Annotated in this window: 16 protein-coding genes and 1 pseudogene; 10 read left to right on the top strand and 7 right to left on the bottom strand. The window is 63.0% G+C overall.

Annotated features, from left to right (window positions below):
- Window positions 1–136: 136 nt before the first annotated feature.
- The 4 genes and pseudogenes from N8I74_RS17530 to N8I74_RS17515 form a co-directional block, all read right to left on the bottom strand.
- Complete coding sequence (locus N8I74_RS17530; protein ID WP_263124472.1) at window positions 137–1,012, bottom strand: M48 family metalloprotease; 876 nt, start codon at window positions 1,010–1,012, stop codon at window positions 137–139.
- A 4-nt stretch (window positions 1,013–1,016) separates the two neighbouring features.
- Window positions 1,017–1,553 (bottom strand): SH3 domain-containing protein, encoded by a 537-nt coding sequence (locus N8I74_RS17525; protein ID WP_333783026.1) that lies wholly within the window; start codon window positions 1,551–1,553, stop codon window positions 1,017–1,019.
- Between the two features lie 21 nt (window positions 1,554–1,574).
- Window positions 1,575–3,407 carry an adenylate/guanylate cyclase domain-containing protein gene (locus N8I74_RS17520; RefSeq protein ID WP_263124470.1) on the bottom strand — a complete coding sequence of 611 codons (1,833 nt, stop codon included), beginning with the start codon at window positions 3,405–3,407 and terminating at the stop codon, window positions 1,575–1,577.
- A 131-nt stretch (window positions 3,408–3,538) separates the two neighbouring features.
- Window positions 3,539–4,306 (bottom strand): annotated as a pseudogene (locus N8I74_RS17515) (DDE-type integrase/transposase/recombinase); the annotation flags it as partial.
- A gap of 365 nt (window positions 4,307–4,671) precedes the next feature.
- Between N8I74_RS17515 and N8I74_RS17510 the strand changes: the two are divergent.
- The 3 genes from N8I74_RS17510 (at window position 4,672) to N8I74_RS17500 (ending at window position 7,562) form a co-directional block, all read left to right on the top strand.
- Complete coding sequence (locus N8I74_RS17510) at window positions 4,672–5,448, top strand: PEP-CTERM sorting domain-containing protein (protein WP_263124469.1); 777 nt, start codon at window positions 4,672–4,674, stop codon at window positions 5,446–5,448.
- Window positions 5,449–5,900: 452 nt separating this feature from the next.
- Window positions 5,901–6,701, top strand: a complete 801-nt coding sequence (locus tag N8I74_RS17505) for a PEP-CTERM sorting domain-containing protein (RefSeq protein ID WP_263124468.1) — start codon at window positions 5,901–5,903, stop codon at window positions 6,699–6,701.
- A gap of 93 nt (window positions 6,702–6,794) precedes the next feature.
- Window positions 6,795–7,562, top strand: coding sequence for a PEP-CTERM sorting domain-containing protein (locus N8I74_RS17500; RefSeq protein ID WP_263124467.1), 768 nt, complete (start codon window positions 6,795–6,797; stop codon window positions 7,560–7,562).
- 67 nt (window positions 7,563–7,629) lie between these two features.
- Here the strand turns inward: N8I74_RS17500 and N8I74_RS17495 are convergent, their stop codons facing one another.
- Both N8I74_RS17495 and N8I74_RS17490 read right to left on the bottom strand, forming a co-directional pair.
- Complete coding sequence (locus tag N8I74_RS17495) at window positions 7,630–8,139, bottom strand: SRPBCC family protein (protein ID WP_263124466.1); 510 nt, start codon at window positions 8,137–8,139, stop codon at window positions 7,630–7,632.
- Window positions 8,132–8,566, bottom strand: coding sequence for an ArsR/SmtB family transcription factor (locus tag N8I74_RS17490; RefSeq protein WP_263124465.1), 435 nt, complete (start codon window positions 8,564–8,566; stop codon window positions 8,132–8,134). Before N8I74_RS17490 ends, N8I74_RS17495 begins: the two co-directional genes overlap by 8 nt.
- A 421-nt stretch (window positions 8,567–8,987) precedes the next feature.
- Between N8I74_RS17490 and N8I74_RS17485 the strand changes: the two genes are divergently transcribed.
- From N8I74_RS17485 to panD, 4 genes are all read left to right on the top strand, one after another.
- Window positions 8,988–11,366, top strand: a complete 2,379-nt coding sequence (locus N8I74_RS17485) for a DUF1631 domain-containing protein (protein WP_263124464.1) — start codon at window positions 8,988–8,990, stop codon at window positions 11,364–11,366.
- A gap of 168 nt (window positions 11,367–11,534) precedes the next feature.
- Window positions 11,535–13,391: a ribonuclease catalytic domain-containing protein gene (locus tag N8I74_RS17480; RefSeq protein WP_263124462.1), complete on the top strand. Its 1,857-nt coding sequence runs from the start codon at window positions 11,535–11,537 to the stop codon at window positions 13,389–13,391.
- Window positions 13,392–13,408: 17 nt separating this feature from the next.
- A complete protein-coding gene (locus N8I74_RS17475; RefSeq protein ID WP_263124461.1) occupies window positions 13,409–13,960 on the top strand; it encodes a hypothetical protein in 552 nt (183 codons plus the stop codon).
- A gap of 147 nt (window positions 13,961–14,107) precedes the next feature.
- Window positions 14,108–14,488, top strand: a complete 381-nt coding sequence (panD, locus tag N8I74_RS17470; protein WP_263124459.1) for an aspartate 1-decarboxylase — start codon at window positions 14,108–14,110, stop codon at window positions 14,486–14,488.
- 149 nt (window positions 14,489–14,637) lie between these two features.
- On the opposite strand, the gene N8I74_RS17465 is transcribed toward panD, so the two are convergent.
- The gene (locus N8I74_RS17465; protein ID WP_263124458.1) at window positions 14,638–16,227 is read right to left on the bottom strand and encodes a phospholipase D family protein; all 1,590 of its coding nucleotides are present in this window, start codon (window positions 16,225–16,227) and stop codon (window positions 14,638–14,640) included.
- A 323-nt stretch (window positions 16,228–16,550) separates the two neighbouring features.
- Here N8I74_RS17465 and N8I74_RS17460 point away from each other — a divergent pair, with 323 nt between their 5' ends.
- The 3 genes from N8I74_RS17460 to hemF all read left to right on the top strand — a co-directional run bounded on the left by N8I74_RS17460 (window position 16,551) and on the right by hemF (window position 18,384).
- Window positions 16,551–16,931, top strand: a complete 381-nt coding sequence (locus tag N8I74_RS17460) for a hypothetical protein (protein ID WP_263124457.1) — start codon at window positions 16,551–16,553, stop codon at window positions 16,929–16,931.
- Window positions 16,928–17,389, top strand: coding sequence for a copper chaperone PCu(A)C (locus tag N8I74_RS17455; RefSeq protein WP_263124456.1), 462 nt, complete (start codon window positions 16,928–16,930; stop codon window positions 17,387–17,389). Before N8I74_RS17460 ends, N8I74_RS17455 begins: the two co-directional genes overlap by 4 nt.
- An 89-nt stretch (window positions 17,390–17,478) precedes the next feature.
- Window positions 17,479–18,384, top strand: a complete 906-nt coding sequence (hemF, locus tag N8I74_RS17450; protein WP_263124455.1) for an oxygen-dependent coproporphyrinogen oxidase — start codon at window positions 17,479–17,481, stop codon at window positions 18,382–18,384.
- The last annotated feature ends 282 nt before the right edge of the window (window positions 18,385–18,666 follow it).

Here is an 18,666-nt window from a genome sequence, read left to right as displayed (position 1 = left end):
TGGCGCGACAGCATCCGGCGATTATACGGCGCTTACGGGCAGGCTGCGGCAGCGTGGGGCCGTTGCCGCGGCTGCCCGGCATACCGTGCTGGCATGCCGGGCAGCCGTCCCGGGGGCGATCAGCTGCGGCGCCGCGCTAACGCGCCGGGTAAAAGCGCGAGGTTGCCTGCACGCCGTCGCTGTAGCGCTCCAGCCGGTCGCCCACGATCTGGTCGATCTTGTTGAGCCGCTCACCGGGCGACGGGTGCGTGCTGAACATCAGTTGCACCGTGCTGTCGGCGGGATTGATCTGCGAGAGCGTCTGCAGCACCGAGACCAACGCATATGGGTTGTAGCCGGCGCGTGCCGACAACACCATGCCGCGGATGTCGGCCTCATGCTCGTCATCCTTGTCCAGCCCGCGCACGAACACCTCGGACATGCCCGAGATGGCATTGGCGCCGAGCTGGCGGGCATCGCTCTGCTTGTAGCTGATGAAGCCCTGCAGTGCGCTGCCCAGCGCTTCGCGGCCCTTGCCGGCCTGGATGGCGCGCATATGGTGGCGCGCCAGCACATGGCTGATCTCGTGCGCCAGCACGCCGGCCAGCTCGGCCTCGTCACGCAGCCGCTGGTAGAGGCCGCGGGTGATGAAGATGGCGCCGCCGGGTGTGGCGAAGCCGTTGACGTTGGGGCTGTCGATCACCCCGAAGCGCCAGTTGATCCCCGGTTGCTCCGAGCGGCTCGCCACCCATTGGCCCACCTGGTTCACGTAGCGCTGCAGCTCGGCGTTGCGCACCAACGGCGCCGCCCCGAGCAGATTGGCCGCCAGACCGTCGCCGATGGTGGCTTCCTCCTTCGGCCCGACAGTGCGATTGGCATCGATGGTGTTCTGGATCACGCCGCCCACGGCCTCGACCAGTTCCGGGTTCTCGTTGAGCTGGTCCACCAGCTTGCCCAGATCCAGGGCCGACGCCGGCAGCGCCGCCGCGAGCACGAGTGCGCACAGGCTGCGCGCGATGGTGATGGTCTTCATTGGCTCAACCCCCGCGCCGTTGCATTTGCGCATCGTCCTGCGTACCCGCGCCGCGCGAGTAGGGCAGGTATTTCACGCTCTCCGCCTTCAGCCCGGCGCCGCGGGCGCTGCTGCTGGCACTTTGCGTGCTGACCCGGTACTGTTTGAGCCGCTCCAGCTCGCCGTAGTTGGGCTTGGCGTTTTCGATCTGCTCGGCCGACAGGCCCTTCACGCCGGTGGTGACCGTGGTGCCCGATGAGCCGGTGCTGAGCACCTGGCCCAGCGTGCCCAGCCCGCCACCGGCACCGCGCGCGCCGCCGGTGCGCACGTTGAGCAGCTTTACCCAACCTTGCCGCCCGTCGCCGGTTTTCACCTGCATCCACGCGCCCTTGCGCTTGAGCACATCCACCTGGCTGCTGGCCGGCAGCTGCGCCACCGTGCCGGCATCCAGAAACGGCTGCTGCTTGAGCGGCGCGGCCCGGATCAGCAGTCCGCGCTCGGCCAGTGCGTTGCCGGCCGCGGCGAGCGCAGCCACAGCCAGGATCAATGCGGGAAGTTTCATCACGATGCCTTTCCTATATGCCTATGAATCCATGGGGTGGGCTGCCGCATCGGACCGGGGTTCGAACAAGCGCACCGGCTGTTCGCGGCCCTTGACCCGATGCAGCCCCTGCTCGACAAAGACGAAGCGCTCGCCGCATGCCTGGCGCGTCGCTTCCGAAACCAGCACGCGCGCTACGCCCTTGGTCTCGCCTTCGATGCGGCTGGCGAGGTTCACCGTATCGCCGATCGCGGTGTAGTCCAGCCGCGCCTGCGCGCCGATGAAGCCGATCACCGCCGGGCCGCTGTGGATGCCGATGCCGATGTCGAAGCTTCCACCCAGCTCGCCGAGTTCGGCCTTGAACGCTTCCAGCTCGCGCGCCATCTCCAGCGCCGCCGCCACCGCGTGTTCGGCATGCTGCGGATCGTCCACCGGCGCGCCCCAGAATGCCATGATGGCGTCGCCGATGAATTTATCCAACGTGCCGCCGTGGCGGAAGATGACCTCGACCTGCCGGGAAAAGTAACGGTTCAACAGGCTGACGATCTCTTCGGGCGGACGGGTCTCGGACAGCGAGGTGAAGCCCCGGATATCCGAGAACAGCACTGAGACATGCCGGCTTGCCGCTCCGCGCTGCGCATCGATCTGGCCGCTTTCCACCAGATCGCGCACCACGCGTTGGTCGAGAAAGCGCCCGAAGAGTTGCACCGCCTGCTCGCGCCGGGCCCGTTCGCCAAGGTAGGCCACCAGTGCCGCCAGCCAGAAGTAGACCCAGGCCCAGACGAGGCTGCCTGCCAGCGGCCAGTAGGCGTGGGCATCGAGCGCCAGCGTCATCGCCGCCACGCCCGTCGCGGTGGCGCCTGACAGCCCCAGCCCCAGCCACAGCGTGTTCACCCCGCGCGCAAAGCCCAGCCACAGCAGCGTGCACAGCACAAGGGCCAGCGGCGCGAACGCCGCACGCGGCACTTCGCGCAGCCAGTCCCCGTGCTGCAGGTTGTCCAACGCAGTCGCCAGGATTTCCACACCCGGATAGTTCTGCCCCAACGGCGTGGGCCGCAGATCCTGCAGTCCCGGCGCCGCGGTGCCGATCACCACGACCCTGCCGGTGAACTCGTCGGCAGGGCGCCGCGGCGTCTCACTGTTGGCGTCGAAATACAGGTCGGCAAAGGAGACATGCCGGTGGCGCTGCGTCCAGTTCAGGCGTACCCGTGCGGTCTCAGGCACCTTCCAGCCCAGCTCGCGCCCCACCCGGGCCGGCATGGACGGAATCAGCCAGCCGTTTCGATTGCGGTCGATCAGATAGTGGCGCCCGACCCCGTCGTGATCGGCGTCGAAGTTGATCAACCCGCCGCGCCAAGCTTGAGGCGGCAATACGCCTGGCAGCAGCAGCGGTGCGCCGGCGCCCGGTACGGCGCCGGCGCCTTGGCGGATGCCGAGCGTGGCGGGCAGCCGCGCCAGCGGCGCCGGCTGCCCGTCGTCCAGCAGCACATAAGGGAAATACAGGTTGCGGTGCGCCAATGCCACGTCGCGCAACAGCGCATCGCTGTCCGGTCGGAAGGTATCCGGCTCGTTGAACAGCACATCGAACACGATGGCGGCGGGACGCTGCGCCGCCAGGATTTCGATCATCTCGGCATGGATGGCGCGCGGCCACGGCCAGCTGCCGGCCACCTCGTTCAGCGCTTCCAGGCTGCGCTGGTCGATATCCACGATCACCACCTGCGGCGAGGCCGGCCGCTGCGCCGCATGCCGGCTCAGCAGCAGATCGCCTGTCCGGTCATCCACTGCCCGGGTCAACGACAGCCAGCCATAGTCGAGCGCCACCAGCAGGGCGAGCAGGAAGAACAGCGCGAGAAACCGGCGACGGGACGGCATGGCGTGGAACGGCGGTGACACGATGCGCGCAGTTATAGCACGCCCGCATGGCCCACTGCTGTGGCGCACCGAACGTATCCGGCACCCCGACATGCGGCGTCGTCCAGTTCGTGGCCGTCGGCCGGCAGCCGCTAGGTATCCTGGACACTCACGAGCCGTTGGGAATGTTGTCGTTCATACGCTACCAGCGATAGCCCATTGCTGGTCTCGTGCCGACGCTTCGGGTTGTGGAACCGCTGGATGGAATCAAACATGTCACGTCGCGCTTCTTCCCGGTTTGGTGGGTCTTACGCGGCATCCATCCGTTCGCACTTGAGCAGTTGGAAGAAGCTCTCAGCCAAGGCATTGTCCTGGCAGTTGCCCCGTCGGCTCATGCTCGGCTCCAGGTTGTTCGCCACGCAGAAACGCCGCCAGTCATCGCCACCGTACTGCGAACCCTGATCGGAGTGCACCAGCACCCGCCCCTGCGGCTTGCGTCGCCAAACGGCCATCAGCAAGGTATCCAAGGCTAACTCGCGGGTCAGATGGTTGGGCGCCAGCAATCACGGCCGGCCTGCAATAGGCCGAGGGGCTTTATGCCGCGCTGGGCCTTGATCTGGTTGGCGCATGAGTTGCGCTACGCGATGCTTGCCGCAGGCTTCGCCGATTTCGCGCAGATCACCCAGAACGCGGCGCGAGCCATACACGCCGCCGCTGGCGGCGTAGGAACCCCGGATCAGCGCCAGCAAACGGGCATGTTCCTTGGCGTGGTTGGAATCCGGCTGTTGTGGCCATTTGTAGAATCCGGCCCGGGCCACTTGCAGTACCCGACACCGCGTCGTGATCGGATGGTGGTGTCGGTGTTCGTTCATGAAGCGGTATTTCACTCGGGCTCCCTGACAAAGTACCGCGCGGCTTTGAGCAGCGGTACTCATAAATTCGACATGTTGTGTACGGCCTCGTGCTACAAGCCTCAAACACGGAAAGCCGCCAAATGTTGACTAATAATGCAAGGAAAAATGAAATTCTAGTAATTTTTGACAGCTATAAGTAGGGCGTGTCAATTTTTACATTGCTGGGTTATTAAATAATTCGAAATTTTATCTTATTATTTGCTGACTTTTAATTTAAGGAGATCATAAACCTAATTCTTATCTACACCAACCAACTTTATAGTGTTTTCTTCTTGCTTGTAAGGGAAGGCTGGTAAATAGTACGCAGCGCTTTGAGAAAACACGCATACCACTCCTTGCCATTTGCCGGTATTTATTGAAAGGAAAAAGCAATGAAGCTATTTAAATTGCTCGCGATGAGCTTGTTGATGACCAGCGCAGCTGCGCAAGCAGCTTATACGGTATTCGAAGCCGAGAAAGTACGTTACTACGTGGATATGGATAGTGGCTTTATGCAAGGGCTCACTATCAGCCTTAATAGCTATGGTAATCTTGTTTTTACTCCTGCCGATAGAGAGAACATACTGGAAGCCAGCCAGCGTGGACATGGTAAAACAGGTGCCAGTTTGTTAACCCATAAAGATTTTTTAATGGCTGAAGCCAAGGGCGATCAAGGTATCTTTGCTTCCACGATTACACCGCAGCTCACCTACTGGGGGGTGGGCCAGATGAAGCCACAGGCAGCTGATGCAACTGAGCCAGCTTTTGCTACTGTCAACGTTTATATGAATGCCAATTCGCTTACCTACAAAAATGATAAATGGGTATACGATGACAGATGGGGGCAGGGGTACAGCTATTCCAAAGGAGTTTATGCAAGCAATGGAGAAAGCTATACCAGCGAAACCTTGCACCATATGGGTTGGGCAGGTGGTTTTGGGTCGAGTTCCACATTTGCAGGGCGAGTGGGAATCTCGATTGAGTTATATGCCTCGGCCTCTTTAATTAACCCTGTAGACCGTAACAGCTCAATAGTTGCACGCTTGCCTAGCTTTTCTGTTGGTTTAATAACCAGACCGGTCTCGCCGATCCCCGAACCGGAGAGCTACGCGCTGATGGGGCTAGGGCTTGTCGGGTTGGTGGCGATGCGGCGGCGGCGGCCGGTCTGACGAGGCCTCCTTGTCTATGCCGGGGCTGAACGGCGTACGACGACGCGCTTTTTCAGGGGCTGCTGTCGTTCTTAGCCTTGCAATGACTCGGGTGCTGCACCGTGTGGTAGCCAGGGAACGCGTGTTTCAAATGACCGCTATCTCAAGGTGGGCTTTGCCATGAACCCAGATTGGAATGGTTGCTTTTAAATCGATATTCGGGAAAAAGCCTAAGTGTAAGGTTATGCTCCAATAGCAGTGATTCTTGGGCTGAATATCCTTAGGACTACATGGCAATCCTTGCACTAAATGAGTATTTTTGGAATGTTATCGGTGCAATAATTATTGGTGCTGGCCAAATATACTTAAGCTGCTTCGTTTCGCTGTGCGCCATCCAGGAATCCTAAGTAATTTTAGACAAAAGCATAACACCACTGCTTGCCCTTCGTCGGGCTTTTCCAAAGGAAACAGCGATGAGACTATTGAAATTGACTGCAATCGGATTGCTGATGAGCAGCGCAGCTGTACAAGCGGCTTACAACGTCATCGAAGCCCGGAATGTACGTTACTACGTGGATATGGATGATGCATTTATACAGGGTTTGGCCGTAAGTCTTGATCAAGAAGACAATTTGGTATTTACACCCACCGAGACGGAGACCATATTGGAATCCAATCAGCGTGGGCATGGCGCCACATCTTTCATTTTCAGATCCGGTAGTGATTTTATTATGGCCGAAGCTAAGAGGGGGCGAGAGATATCCCGAACCTTTATGGGTATGGATTACTCCTTTGGAGGCACAGGCCAACTCAAGCCTGCCTTTTCCCAGCACATTAGAGAGGCAAATGCCAGTATTGCTGCTGATATAGAGGCCTATTCGCTTGAGAACAAGAACGGTGAATGGCAAAGCGACTTTAGATGGAGTCGGGGCTACGATGTCACCGAAAGAGCCATCTATAAAAACAGTGGTGGAAGCTATACTGCTGATACTTTGCTTCGCAGTAAAGACGAGTACGAGTGGGGGACGAGGTCCTCATTTGCTGGGCGGGTAGGGATGTATTTCGAATTGCAAACCTGGGCCGTGTTGACTAATCCACTCAGTCGGGATAGCACGCTGTCTGCACGCTTGTCGAGCTTTCATATCGGCGTATCGACTGTTCCTGTCTCTCCTGTTCCTGAGCCTGAGACTTATGGATTGATGAGCTTGGGGCTCGTTGGGGTTCTGGCGATGCGGCGGCGCCGTACCCGCTATAGCAATGCTGGCGCTGAATAGAATGCACTGTGGTTTTTGTAAGCCAATAAGCGGCGCTTCCACTATGTTTGATTAAAGATATTAATCAGGAATTTTTCAAAGGAGTCATGCACAATGAAATTGCACAATTTGATTGTGATGGTATTTTTGATGAGTGGCACAGCTGTCCATGCGGCCTACTCTATCATCGAGGCTGAGCATGTACGATATTACGTAAATATGGATAGTAGTTTTATGCAAGGTTTGGATGTGAGGCTTGATCAGTACGACAATCTGGTATTTACTCCGACAGATAGGGGGAGCATATTAGACTCCAGTCTGAGTGGATATGGTCATACATCGTCCATTTTGGATAATTCTGATTATATGATGATCGAAGCCAAGGGAAATCGAGCGATTTCGCGTTCCGTGGCGGGTCTGAATGTTGCTTTTGGAGGGAAAGGCCAGCTCAAGCCTTCCTTGGATGAGCGCAGTGCTCATGCTAGTGTTACCGCAAAAATTAATACCTATGCAATGAGTAGTGAGAAATGGGGTTGGGATTCGAGGTGGAGATGGAACCATGATATTACCGAAGAGATTTCCTATCGAAGTAGAGGTGGAAGCTATATCGCTGATACCTTATATCGAAGTAAATCGGATTACGAGTGGGGGAGTGATTCCACATTTGCTGGGCGAGTGGGGGTCTGGTTTCAGTTCACAACTTTGGCTTTGCTGGATAACCCTGTGAGCCGAGACAGTACGATATCTGCACACTTGTCAAGTTTCTATATAGGCGCATTGACTACGCCTATTTCCCCGGTGCCCGAACCCGAAACCTATGCGTTGATGGGGCTAGGGCTGGTCGGGCTGCTGGCAGCGCGTCGGCGCCGCCTGCCGGCCTGACAACAGCTTCCCGGCCACGGCCGCATGGCATGGCACAACGGCACCGTTGCGGGTGCCGTTGTCGTTTTCAGCCTTGCGCCGGCTCGCTTGTCGCGCCGTCGCGGGTGCAGGCAAGCTCATCGTTCCAGTGGTGGGCGGTGAGCGGCAGCGGTTCGCCGGTCTCCAGCAGCGTCTTGAGGCTGGACAGGATGGCGGGCCAGCCGTCTGAAATCCCCCGTAGCATCGGCGAATCCGCTTCCAGCTCCTCGTGCCGCACGGTGAGCTTCACTTCGTGGGCGTGCGGCTTCAGTTCGAAGGTGACGCGGGATACCTTGTCCGGATTGTCCGCATGCTCAGGGTCAGCCCAGCTCAACACCAGCCGCCGTGGTGGATCGCTTTCCAGCACCGACCCCACCAGATTGAGCCGTTCCGGATGGTCGTAGTCGCGATGCTCCCAGCGCGAGCCGGGCTGCCAGTCCGATACGTTGCACTGCCGGCACCAGTAGCGCTTGGTTGTCTCCGGATCGAGCAGCGCCTCCCACAGTTTTTCGGGCGTGGTGGCGATGTAGATCACATAGATGAAGCTTGGCTTAGTCATCGGTGGATTCCTCCAGTCGGGTCTTGAGCGTGTGCAGCGCCGCGAGCTGCGCCTGCTCAAACTTGCCGATCCAGCGCACATGGATTTCGTGCAGCGGTACCGGATTCAGATAATGCAGCTTCTCGCGGCCCTGCCAATGGACGCTGACCAGATTGGCCGCTTCCAGGATGGCCAGATGCTTGGCCACCGCCTGGCGCGACATCGCCAGTGGTTCGCACAGCTCGCCCAGCGTCTGGCCATTGCGTTGATGCAGTTGGTCCAGCAATTGTCGTCGGCTGGCATCGGCCAGCGCTTTGAACACGTCGTCCATATCGGCAATTATGCAACCATTTGGTTGCGTTTTGTGGGTACCCATGCAAAAACCGGATTCCAGTGGGACGAACGGCATGGTGCGGCGGTGTTCCAGTGCCGCTGTGGCAGCGCCCATGCGCGTATTCCGGCCGCGGCATACGGGGATGCACGGCTATTGACGAGTGGCTGGTACGGGTGCGGTGCCGACGAATACTGCCCGGCTGGCGTGCGGCCGTCGTTTTGCAGGCCGTAATGCCGCATGGATCGGCTATGCCTGTCCAAGCGTCGTGCATCTGGCCTTGCCGCAGGTCGGCCCGGGGGGCGTATTGCCTGGGCTGGGTTTGTCGGTAAGCTAAATACTGTCTTGAAAGCCGGCCGGCGTATGCTTACATGCTAGAATGCCAGTAAAAAGGCGCTATTCCGTGTGGTTGGCTTGATGTCAGACAAATATTCTTTCTGTTGTTTGACTTGTTGTTTAAATAAATGCGGTTGAACTTTGATACCCGGCGCCCAGGTGGCGTGGTTGCAGGCCCGGCCGGGCAACGAAGGACAGGACAATGATGGATCGCAATGACCTGCTGGCACAGGCCCGCACCATGTTCCTGCAACGCTTTGCCGAGCTCTTGGCGGAGTTGATTCCGCTCAGCGAAGCGCGCTTGTTCAAGAAGGCCGAGTTTGCCGGGTCAATGAAGGAATCGAGCCAGCTGTTCGAGGCGCGCAGCGTGATGCTGCGCCACTACGAGACGCTGCGCCTCGATCTGGTCGAGCAGATGGAGCAGCTGCTCAACCGCAGCTTCCAGACCGCCTACAGCAGCTTCAGGCCGTCTTTTTCCAGCGATGGCAAAGCGCTCACCCTCGTCAATTTGGCTGCGATCGAGGACGAGCTGCGCCTGGATGCCATCACCAAATACCTGCGCGACGAGGTCGAGGACCAGCTGCGCGATCTCAATATCCGCGTGGCGCTGCTGTTCGGCGAGCAGAACGTGAAGGAGCGGGAGAACCCGTTCCGGCCCTATCTGTTGTCGCGCTGCATTTCCAATACCGTCGAAGGTCTGGTCGATTCGCGCGAGGTGGCCAGTCTGCTGACCGATGACCTGTGTGAGGGCCTGGCCGGGCGGATCTGCCCCATCTATGAAGCGCTCAACGCGCTGTTTGCCCAGCATGGGATTGCGGCGCAGTTGCAGGTGAAGGTGCGGGCCGCCCCCTGGGCGCATGGGTTTTCCGGCAGTGCAGCGCCGGTCGACGGGCCGGGTGAGACGCCCCCGGGCGACTTCGTCGCGGCCGCGCCGTACAGCGGCGGCGCGGGCTGGCCCAGCGGCCCGGAGGCGCGCGAGGAGCGCCTGGTGCACCTGGTGGCGGCGCCCGAGGATGACGAGGATTTCGCGCCGGCCGGCAGCACCGCGGCGGCCGGCTGGGCCGGGGCTGCCGCTGCGACCGGGTCGGCCCGTGGTTGGCTGGCCGGGCCGCAGCGTGCCGGCACGTTTCTGCGCAAGCTGTTCTCCGGTGCCCTGCCGGCGGGGGACGCGCAGGCCCGGCCGGAGGGGCCCGCAGCCGGGCTGGTGCAATCGCTGGGCCAGCTGCAGCAGGCGCATGCCGGCATCGCGCTCTCCGGGGACGGGCGTCCGCGCAACTGGCTGCTGGCGCACCGCGAGGCGCTGATCGAACAGGCGCGCGATGATCGCGAGCAGATGACCATCGACATCGTCGCGATGCTGTTCGAGTTCATCCTGCGCGATACCACCGTGCCGGCCGAAGTGCGCGCCCAACTGGGGCGCCTGCAATTCACGGTGCTCAAGCTGGCACTGCAGGATGCATCGCTGCTGACCAGCCGCAATCATCCGGTGCGCATGCTGATCAACCGTATCGGGTCGATCTCGCTCGGGCTCAAGCAGATCGATCCGAGCGGTGTGCGGGTGGCCGAGGAGATCAGCCGCATCGTCGAAGCCTTGCTGGCCCGGCCCGACGAGGGGGCCAGCTCGTTCACGCGCATGCTGGATGAACTGGATGCTTTCATCGCGAGCGAATTGCGCGCCAGCGAGGCCACCGTGGCGCCGGCGCTGGACGCGGTCGACCGCGCCCAGGGCCGCACGCTGCAGTTTGCCCGCATCGTTGCGATGACCGGCGCCGCCATCGGCGAAATCCGGTTGGACGACTATCTCCACCAGTTCCTACACCATGACTGGCCACGGGCGATCGAAGTCGCCGGGCGGCACGATCCGTCGCAGGCGCTGCGCTTCTGGCGCGTGGTGCCCGAGCTGGTCTGGAGCGTCGCTCCCAAGATCACCGAGGACGACCGCACACAGCTGCGGCAGATCCTGCCCGGCATGGTGGCAGTGCTGCGCGAAGGGTTGGCACTGGCGGGGCGTGATGACACCCGGCGCACCCTGCTGGCCTGGCTGCTCGATGCGCACCAGCTGGCGATGCGCAGCACCGTGGTGGGTCAGGTGCCCGCGCTGGCGTATTTCCGCGAGCGCTTCGAGGCATGTCTGGACGAAGAGGCGTTCGTGCCCAGCGCTACATTGCGTGCAGGGCGTCCGCGCCCGGACAGCCAACTGCTCGACGAGGCGATCCGCGAGCTGGAGACGCGGCTGGACCTGATGGATCGGCTGTTCGAGGACGAACCGGTCGATGCCGAGGAGGACGAGATGCTGCTGCGCCAGGATGACGAAGTCCTGGCCAAGCTGCAGCGCGGTGTCGGGGTCCAGATCAATCTGGGTGGCAAGACGGTGCCGGCGGTGCTGAGCTGGCCGGATCTCGCGCGGGAGCGGCTGGTCCTCAACCTGGGCGGCGAGGCGGCACCTTCCATCATCAGCCTGCGCCTGTTCCTGCGGCTGCTGCACAGCGATCGCGCGTGCTTCATCGAGGATCTGCCGTTGTTCGAGCGCGCAGTCTCGCAACTGCTGCAATCGGCCGACCGGCTGGACCAGGCACACTAGCCGCCGCGATCACGCATCGTCCCGCGACCGGCCTTGCCCGCGCCGGCGTTGTGCGGTGCTGGCCTTCCAGGCCCGGATACCGACCGGCAAGCCTTGTGTATCAACGCTTTAGCCTGACCATCGCAGGGGGCTGGTGTATAATCCGCCGTTTTTCCGCAAGGGTCGGGCATGCACGTTTTGTACGAGGAGGACGGGGGCTTCAAGGTTGCCACAATCAAGGAAGCGCAACCGGCCAGCCTGATGGTCGAAGACGTGCGCGGCAAGCGCAGCAAGGTCAAGGCCAGCAATGTGCTGCTCAGGTTCGAGCGTCCCGACCCGACCGCCCTGTGGCAGGAAGCCGAGACACTCGCCGGCGAGATCGACCTGGATTTCCTGTGGGAGGTCTGCGGTGCCGATGAATTCGGCTTCGAGGAGATCGCCGTCGAATACTACGGCGCGGGGGCCGGCGCCTTGCAACAGGCGGCGGTGCTGCTGCGCGTTGCCAGCGCACCGATGTATTTCTACAAGAAGGGCCGTGGCCGCTACAAGGCAGCGCCGGAAGACAATCTGAAGGCTGCGCTGGCCGGCCTTGCCCGCAAGCAGCGCGAAGCCGAGCAGATGGCCGCCTGGCAGGCCGAGCTGATGGCGGGCGGGTTGCCCGAGGTGTTTGCGCCGGTGCTGCACAAGCTGCTGCATCGTCCGGACAAGAACGGCCTGGAGTGGAAGGCGCTGGCCGCCGCGGCCGAGGCGACGCAGACCAGCCCGCTGCGTCTTTTGCACAAGGTCGGCGCGATCCCGGATGTGGGCCGCTATTTCCTGGAAGGGTTCCTGCTCCAGTTCTTCCCCAACGGCCGCGAGGCGCAGGCCGAGGGGGACTATCCGCCACCTGCCGACCTGCCGCTCGCGCAGGTCGCGGCGTTCTCGATCGACGACTCGACCACGACCGAGATCGACGACGCGTTCAGCATCGTGCCACTCAAGAACGGCAACACCCAGGTCGGCATCCATATCGCCGCACCCACACTGGGCATCGCGCCCGGTTCGCCGATGGACAAACTGGTGTTCGAGCGCCTCTCGACAGTCTATTTCCCAGGCGACAAGATCACGATGCTGCCCGACGGGTTGGTGGCGCAGTACACCCTCAAGGAAGGCGGCGCGCGACCTGCGATCAGCCTGTACCTGGAGCTGTCGCCGGGGTTCGATGTGCTTTCGCACCAGACGCGGATCGAGCAAGTGCCCATCGTGGCCAACCTGCGCCATGACCAGATCGAGCCCTATTTCAACGAGGCCACCGCCGGGCACGAGCACGAAGGCGAGGACTACCCCTGGAAGGCCGAGCTGAACTATCTGTGGCGCTTCGCTGGCGAGCTGGAAGGGCGGCGCGGCAAGGCCGAACCGAATGCGCCGGTGCGGCTGGACTACAGCTTCTATGTCGATACACTGCCGGACGGCAGCCAGACGGTGCGCATTGTGCCGCGTCGTCGCGGTTCGCCGATGGACAAGCTGGTGTCGGAACTGGCCATCCTGGTCAACAGCACCTGGGGCAAGGATCTGGCGCGTGGCGAGGTGGCGGCGGTGTATCGCTCGCAAGGTGGCGGGCGGGTACGCCTGACCACCCAGCCCGGGCCGCATCTGAGCCTCGGGGTGGACTGCTATGCCTGGAGCTCGTCCCCGTTGCGCCGCGCGATCGACTTCATCAACCAGCAGCAGCTGCTGGCGCTGCTGCGCAACGAAAAGCCGCGCTTCGGCCGCAACGACGCCGAGCTGTATGCGGCGATCGGCGCGTTTGACACCGCGTATGCCGCCTATGCCGAATTCCAGGACAGAATGGAGCGGTACTGGTGTCTGCGCTATCTGGAGCAGGAGAACCGGAACGAGATGAGCTGCACGGTCATCAAGGAAAACCTGGTACGCGTGGACGGCACGCCGCTGGTGATCCGCGTGCCCGGGTTGCCGGAATTGCCGGCGGGCGCCACAGTCAAACTGCTGCGCCTTGCCACCGATTACCTTGAATTGAACCTCGATTGCCGCTTGGCCACCATGTGATCCGGCGTTTGATGACGATGTCGCCCAAGAAACCCCTGAACCAGCTGCTGCCGGTGCGCTTTCGCAACGGCGAGCAGATCCGCCAGTTCTCCAAACCCTGCGTACGCTGCGGCCATATGCTCAATGCGCGCGACATGCAGGGCGCCGCCCGCCTGATCGACGATCATCTGGCGATCGCCGCCAGCGCGCGCTGCCCGCAATGCGGCGAGCGTTTCGGCGTAGCCTGCATCGTGGACAACCAGAAGCGGGTGCGGCGCGTGCTGGTGCCGGCACTGTTGTTCGGCTGGTATCTGCGCAGCCTGCCGCCACTGGAGGGCGAAGCGGCCCGGATGCCCGCCGCCGCTGACGAGACCCGCTACGACGAGGCACCTGCCCCGTTGCCCGAGACGACGGCGCAGCAGGTGGTGCGCGCGGACGAGGCGGTCGGCCGCTATCAGAACCAGCCGATCCCGGCCTGGGTGCTGGTCGACGGGCGCAAATTCGTGTTCGAACGGGTGGCGCCCGGTGCGCAGCCGGGCAACGGCGAATTCGTGCTCGATGGCTGCCTGATCTACCGCGGGTCCAACTGAGCGTCGGCCCGGGCTTGTCTTGTCGCCCTGCCGCACCCATGTGCGAGGCAGGGCGCAGATGCCGGGTGTCGGCCCGGTCCGCCCCATCCCCCTTGGTTTTTCACGCTAACACCTTATAATTTCTCACTTTTCTGGCAGAGGGCCGCCATGCAACGTTCCATGCTCAAATCCAAGCTCCACCGCGTGACCACGACGCACGCCGAGCTGCACTACGAGGGCTCCTGCGCCATCGACGAGAACCTGCTCGACGCGGCCAATATCCGTGAGTACGAGCAGATCCATATCTGGAATATCGACAACGGTGAGCGTTTCTCCACCTATGCGATCAAGGCGGCGCGCGGTTCGGGCATCATCTCGGTCAATGGTTCGGCGGCGCGCCGTGCGCAGGTCGGCGATCTGCTGATCATTGCCACCTTCGCCGACTACACCGAGGCGGAGCTTGCCCATCATCAGCCCTCGCTCGTCTACGTCGACGAAGCCAATCGCATCGTCAATACCAAGAACGGGATCCCGGTGCAGCTGGCCTGAGCCCATGGCTGCCCGCGTTGAAAAGGCCGCTGTCGCGGCCTTTTTGCTGCCCCGCGTTTCCGACGGTGTCACGCGGGCGCGACAACGTGGGCGGCACGGATGCCCTCGCGACGGTGCCGGCCCCTGGTTCTGCAGCACCACCGCCCGCGCTACAGCTGCGATTCGAGCGGCAGCAGTGAGAACAGCCAGACATTGAAGCGGCGCCAGCTGCTCGACTTGGGTTCACTGTCGTAGTCCCGGCCGTCGCCCTCCTGCCAGCGCACCCGCCCCTGCCCGTCCAGCGACAAGGTGTAGGCATCACGCGCTACCAGCCGGTCGAACTGTTCGGCCATGCGCTGGCCCAGCAATTCGCTTTCGAACAGCACACCGATCTCGGTATTGAGTTCGATCGAGCGCGGGTCCAGGTTGAGCGAGCCGATGAAGACGTTGCGGCGATCGAACACGAATGCCTTGCTGTGCAGGCTGGCGCGCGACGAGCCACGAAAGCCGATGCCGCTGCCGAATCCGCTGCCGCCGCGCGTCGCGCTGCCTCGCCCACCGCCACTGCCAGCACCACTGCCGCCTGCCTGCGGCGGGTCCGGCTTGAGCTCGTACAACTGCACCCCGCTTTCCAGCAGCGGTTTACGGTATTTGGCATAGCCGGCGTGCACCAGCGCCACGTCGGTCGCAGCCAGTGAATTGGTCAATACCTTGACGGTCACGCCCATCTTCTCCAGCGCACGCATCCAGGTGACACCGCCTTCCCCGGGTATGAAATAGGGCGAGACGATGGAAAGCTCGCGACGCGTGGCCTGGGCCACCGGCGCCAGCCGCTCGGCCAGCAGCGTGGCGTCCTCGTCCGGGTCGAGCTTGTCCGGATGGTCGTACAGCGCGCGGGCCCGGCCCCAGTAGAACGGCAACTGCAATGTCTTCAGCCGCGTCTCGGTCGCCTCCTTGGCCAGTGCCTGCAGATACGCCTGGGCACGCTCGTCCTGCAACTGCTTGCGGTAGTCGGCCCGCACCTTCTCCAGTTCGCCTTCGAGCGGCTTGTCCGGGTAGAAGAGCCGGATCGGTATCGCCAGCTCGTGTCGCCAGAAGAGGTCGAACGAGCGCTGCACCTGGGGCACCACCGGGCCGATGCACAGCACGTCCAGATCGCTGAACTCGATTTCGGGGTTGGCCGCGAAATACTCGTCGCCGATATTGCGCCCACCGACGATGGTGGCCTGGCGGTCCGCGATGAAGGTCTTGTTGTGCATGCGCTGGTTGACGCGCTTCAGGTCCAGGAGCGCCGACAGCCGCCGCAGATGCCGGTTGGCGGTGGGATTGAACAGCCGGATCTCGACGTTCGGATGGGCGTCCAGCGCAAGCAGGATGTCGTCATCGGCATTGGCGCCCAGGTCGTCCAGCAGGATGCGCACCCGCACACCGCGATCGGCAGCCTCCAGCAGCTTGGCCATCATCAGCCGCCCGGTCAGATCGTCGTGCCAGATGTAGTACTGGATATCGATGGCCTTTTGCGCCGCCGCGGCCAGCGCCAGCCGCACCAGCAACGCGTCGCGCCCGTGTTCCAACGGATACAGCCCGGTCAGCCGGGGGTGCTGCGCCAACAACGGCGCAGTCATGCGTGCCAGTTGGGTGCCGGCGGTCTCGATCGGCGCCGCGGTGTCAGGTGGCCTCACCGGCAGATTGCCACATGCTGCCAGCAACGGTGGCAGACAGAGCAGCGCCAGCAGCTTCAACGGAGCAAGGATGGACAACCGAAGCCTGTTCAACGTGATGGCACCAGTGCGTTCGGCGCCGCTTGCGACGCTGGGCAGTATCCTGACCTGAAGGGGAGGGCCGGACAAGGTTCATCCACTGCGTTGCGCTCCTTGAGTCGTTGTCTGTCCGGCATGCGCGGCAATGCGTACCAGCTGGGCCGATCCTGCCGGTACGTGGTGCACCGGACGTCGGATGCTGCCGTGTCGGATCGTCCGGGCGCAGCCGTGCCGCCACCGTGGACATGTCCTTCGCATCCTAGCAAAGTCCACGCCTGCGCCGCGGTGGCTATAATCCCGCAACCCCCACGACCGAGCCTCCTGTGCCGCGACCCTCCGCCCGCCTCGCCGTGCTGTTGTGCCTGCTGCTGCTGTTCGCGGCCGGCTGGCGCAATCTGCATGCGCCGCCGGGCCTCCCGGCGGACCTGGCCTATTGCGTCGCGGGCCAGCCGGCCAAGCGCAGCACGCCGCAGCCGCCCGGGTCGCCCTGCCCCGATTGCCTTGCCGCGCAGGCGGGGCTGGAGCAGGTGCCGCCTGCGCCGCAGGCGCGCGCCTTGCTGGTCGCCGCGCCCGCCCCGGTGCCGCGTCTGGTACCGCCGGCGCCACCGTTCCTGGTGCCTGCCCGGGCGCAGGCGCGCGCCCCGCCGCCTGCCGTGCCGGTATCGACCGCCGCTTTTTACACTTCCAATGGAAACCTTTCATGAAGCAGATGCTGATGGGCGCCGTACTGGCGCTGAGTGCGGCCACCGCGGTGGCTCACGAATTCGTGGCGGAACGCCTGTTGATCGAACACCCATGGGCCAGGGCGAGCGCGCCGGGCGCCAAGGTGGGCGGCGTGTTCATGGTGTTCAACAACAGCGAGGGCGAGGCCGATGCGTTGCTGGCGGTCAAGACCCCGGTGGCCGAGCAGGCCGAGCTGCATTCGATGCGGATGGAGCAAGGTGTGATGAAAATGCGGCAGGTGCCCCGGATCGAAATCCCGGCCAAAGGCAAGCAGGCCCTCGCGCCTGGCGGGCTGCATGTGATGCTGCAGGGGCTGAAGCAGCCGCTCAAGGAAGGATCGCAGTTTCCGCTGACGCTGACCTTCGAGCGTGCCGGCACCGTGCAGGTCCAGGTCAAGGTGGAAGCCCTGGGGGCGGCCCAGCCCAAGGGTCACCCGTAAGCGGTGCCACCGGCGGCCGCACCGCGCGGCCGCCTTCCCATCGGGCCATCCCGGGCCCTTTTCCCTTCTTCCACTCTGCCGCTGCCGCCATGGATATCGCTTCAGTCAAGGACTACCTGCTCACGCTGCAACAGAACATCGTCGCCACCCTGGAAAACCTGGACGGCGGCGCTTTCATCCACGATGCATGGCAGCGCCCGCAGGGCGGCGGCGGCATCAGCCGCGTGATCGAGGATTCGGCGCTGCTGGAGCGGGGCGGTGTGCTGTTCTCGCATGTGATGGGTACCGCCATGCCAGCCTCGGCCACCGCGCACCGCCCCGAACTCGCCGGCCGCGCCTGGGAAGCGATGGGGGTATCGCTGGTGCTGCATCCGCGCAACCCGTATGTGCCGACGGTGCACCTGAACGTGCGCTGCTTTCGCGCCTACCACGCCGATGGCACGGGCGAGGACGTGTTCTGGTTCGGCGGCGGGATGGATCTGACGCCCTGCTACGGCTTCGAGGAGGACGCGCGCCACTTCCACGCCACCTGCAAGGCCGCGCTCGATCCGCTGGGAACGCACTACTACCCCGAATTCAAAGGCTGGTGCGACCGCTATTTCTTCCTGAAGCACCGCAACGAGGCGCGCGGCATCGGCGGCATCTTCTTCGACGATTTCGCCGACGGCGGCTTCGACGGCGGCTTTGCCATGATGCGTGCGGTGGGCGATGCCTTCCTGCCGGCGTATGTGCCGATCGTTGAGGCGCGGCGCGAGCTTGCCTATGGCGAGCGCGAGCGCGATTGGCAGGGCTACCGGCGCGGCCGCTACGTGGAATTCAACCTGGTGTGGGACCGCGGCACGCTGTTCGGCCTGCAATCGGGCGGGCGTACCGAATCCATCCTGTGCTCGATGCCGCCGCTGGCCAAGTGGCGCTATGACTGGCAACCACCCGAAGGCAGCGCCGAGGCGCGACTGCTCAGCGATTTCCTGCCGGCGCGCGACTGGCTGGGTTGACCCGCGCCGGCGTGCCCGTCGCATAACCTGAACGGCGTGCCGCACGCCTTGTCCGGCTCAAACGGCGCCGGGCTGCTCCCGACGGTCCGCGGTGCGTGCAGCGGATGGGCGGAAGATGGCCGGTGCCTTGGCCGGCCCGATGCGCCTTCCGGGCGCCTGCCCCTGCCCGGTTCAGCCGCTTCGGCGTGCTTGTGCGCTTACCGGCAATGCAACTTGCAAAGGCAACAATGCACGTGGGGTTTCAGCGCCGTTGTTGCAATGCACAGGGGTCCCGGCCAGCTG

It is taken from the genome of Chitiniphilus purpureus (assembly GCF_025642115.1).
Classification (GTDB): domain Bacteria; phylum Pseudomonadota; class Gammaproteobacteria; order Burkholderiales; family Chitinibacteraceae; genus Chitiniphilus; species Chitiniphilus purpureus.
Note: the sequence above shows the minus strand (reverse complement) of the source record. Positions and strands in the feature narration are given on the sequence as shown.

Coding starts and splice junctions, on each gene's coding strand:
- N8I74_RS17530 (WP_263124472.1), bottom strand. CDS start 1,012: ATGAAGACCATCACCATCGCGCGCAGCCTGTGCGCACTCGTGCTCGCG.
- N8I74_RS17525 (WP_333783026.1), bottom strand. CDS start 1,553: ATGAAACTTCCCGCATTGATCCTGGCTGTGGCTGCGCTCGCCGCGGCC.
- N8I74_RS17520 (WP_263124470.1), bottom strand. CDS start 3,407: ATGCCGTCCCGTCGCCGGTTTCTCGCGCTGTTCTTCCTGCTCGCCCTG.
- N8I74_RS17510 (WP_263124469.1), top strand. CDS start 4,672: ATGAAGCTATTTAAATTGCTCGCGATGAGCTTGTTGATGACCAGCGCA.
- N8I74_RS17505 (WP_263124468.1), top strand. CDS start 5,901: ATGAGACTATTGAAATTGACTGCAATCGGATTGCTGATGAGCAGCGCA.
- N8I74_RS17500 (WP_263124467.1), top strand. CDS start 6,795: ATGAAATTGCACAATTTGATTGTGATGGTATTTTTGATGAGTGGCACA.
- N8I74_RS17495 (WP_263124466.1), bottom strand. CDS start 8,139: ATGACTAAGCCAAGCTTCATCTATGTGATCTACATCGCCACCACGCCC.
- N8I74_RS17490 (WP_263124465.1), bottom strand. CDS start 8,566: ATGGGCGCTGCCACAGCGGCACTGGAACACCGCCGCACCATGCCGTTC.
- N8I74_RS17485 (WP_263124464.1), top strand. CDS start 8,988: ATGATGGATCGCAATGACCTGCTGGCACAGGCCCGCACCATGTTCCTG.
- N8I74_RS17480 (WP_263124462.1), top strand. CDS start 11,535: ATGCACGTTTTGTACGAGGAGGACGGGGGCTTCAAGGTTGCCACAATC.
- N8I74_RS17475 (WP_263124461.1), top strand. CDS start 13,409: ATGTCGCCCAAGAAACCCCTGAACCAGCTGCTGCCGGTGCGCTTTCGC.
- panD (WP_263124459.1), top strand. CDS start 14,108: ATGCAACGTTCCATGCTCAAATCCAAGCTCCACCGCGTGACCACGACG.
- N8I74_RS17455 (WP_263124456.1), top strand. CDS start 16,928: ATGAAGCAGATGCTGATGGGCGCCGTACTGGCGCTGAGTGCGGCCACC.
- hemF (WP_263124455.1), top strand. CDS start 17,479: ATGGATATCGCTTCAGTCAAGGACTACCTGCTCACGCTGCAACAGAAC.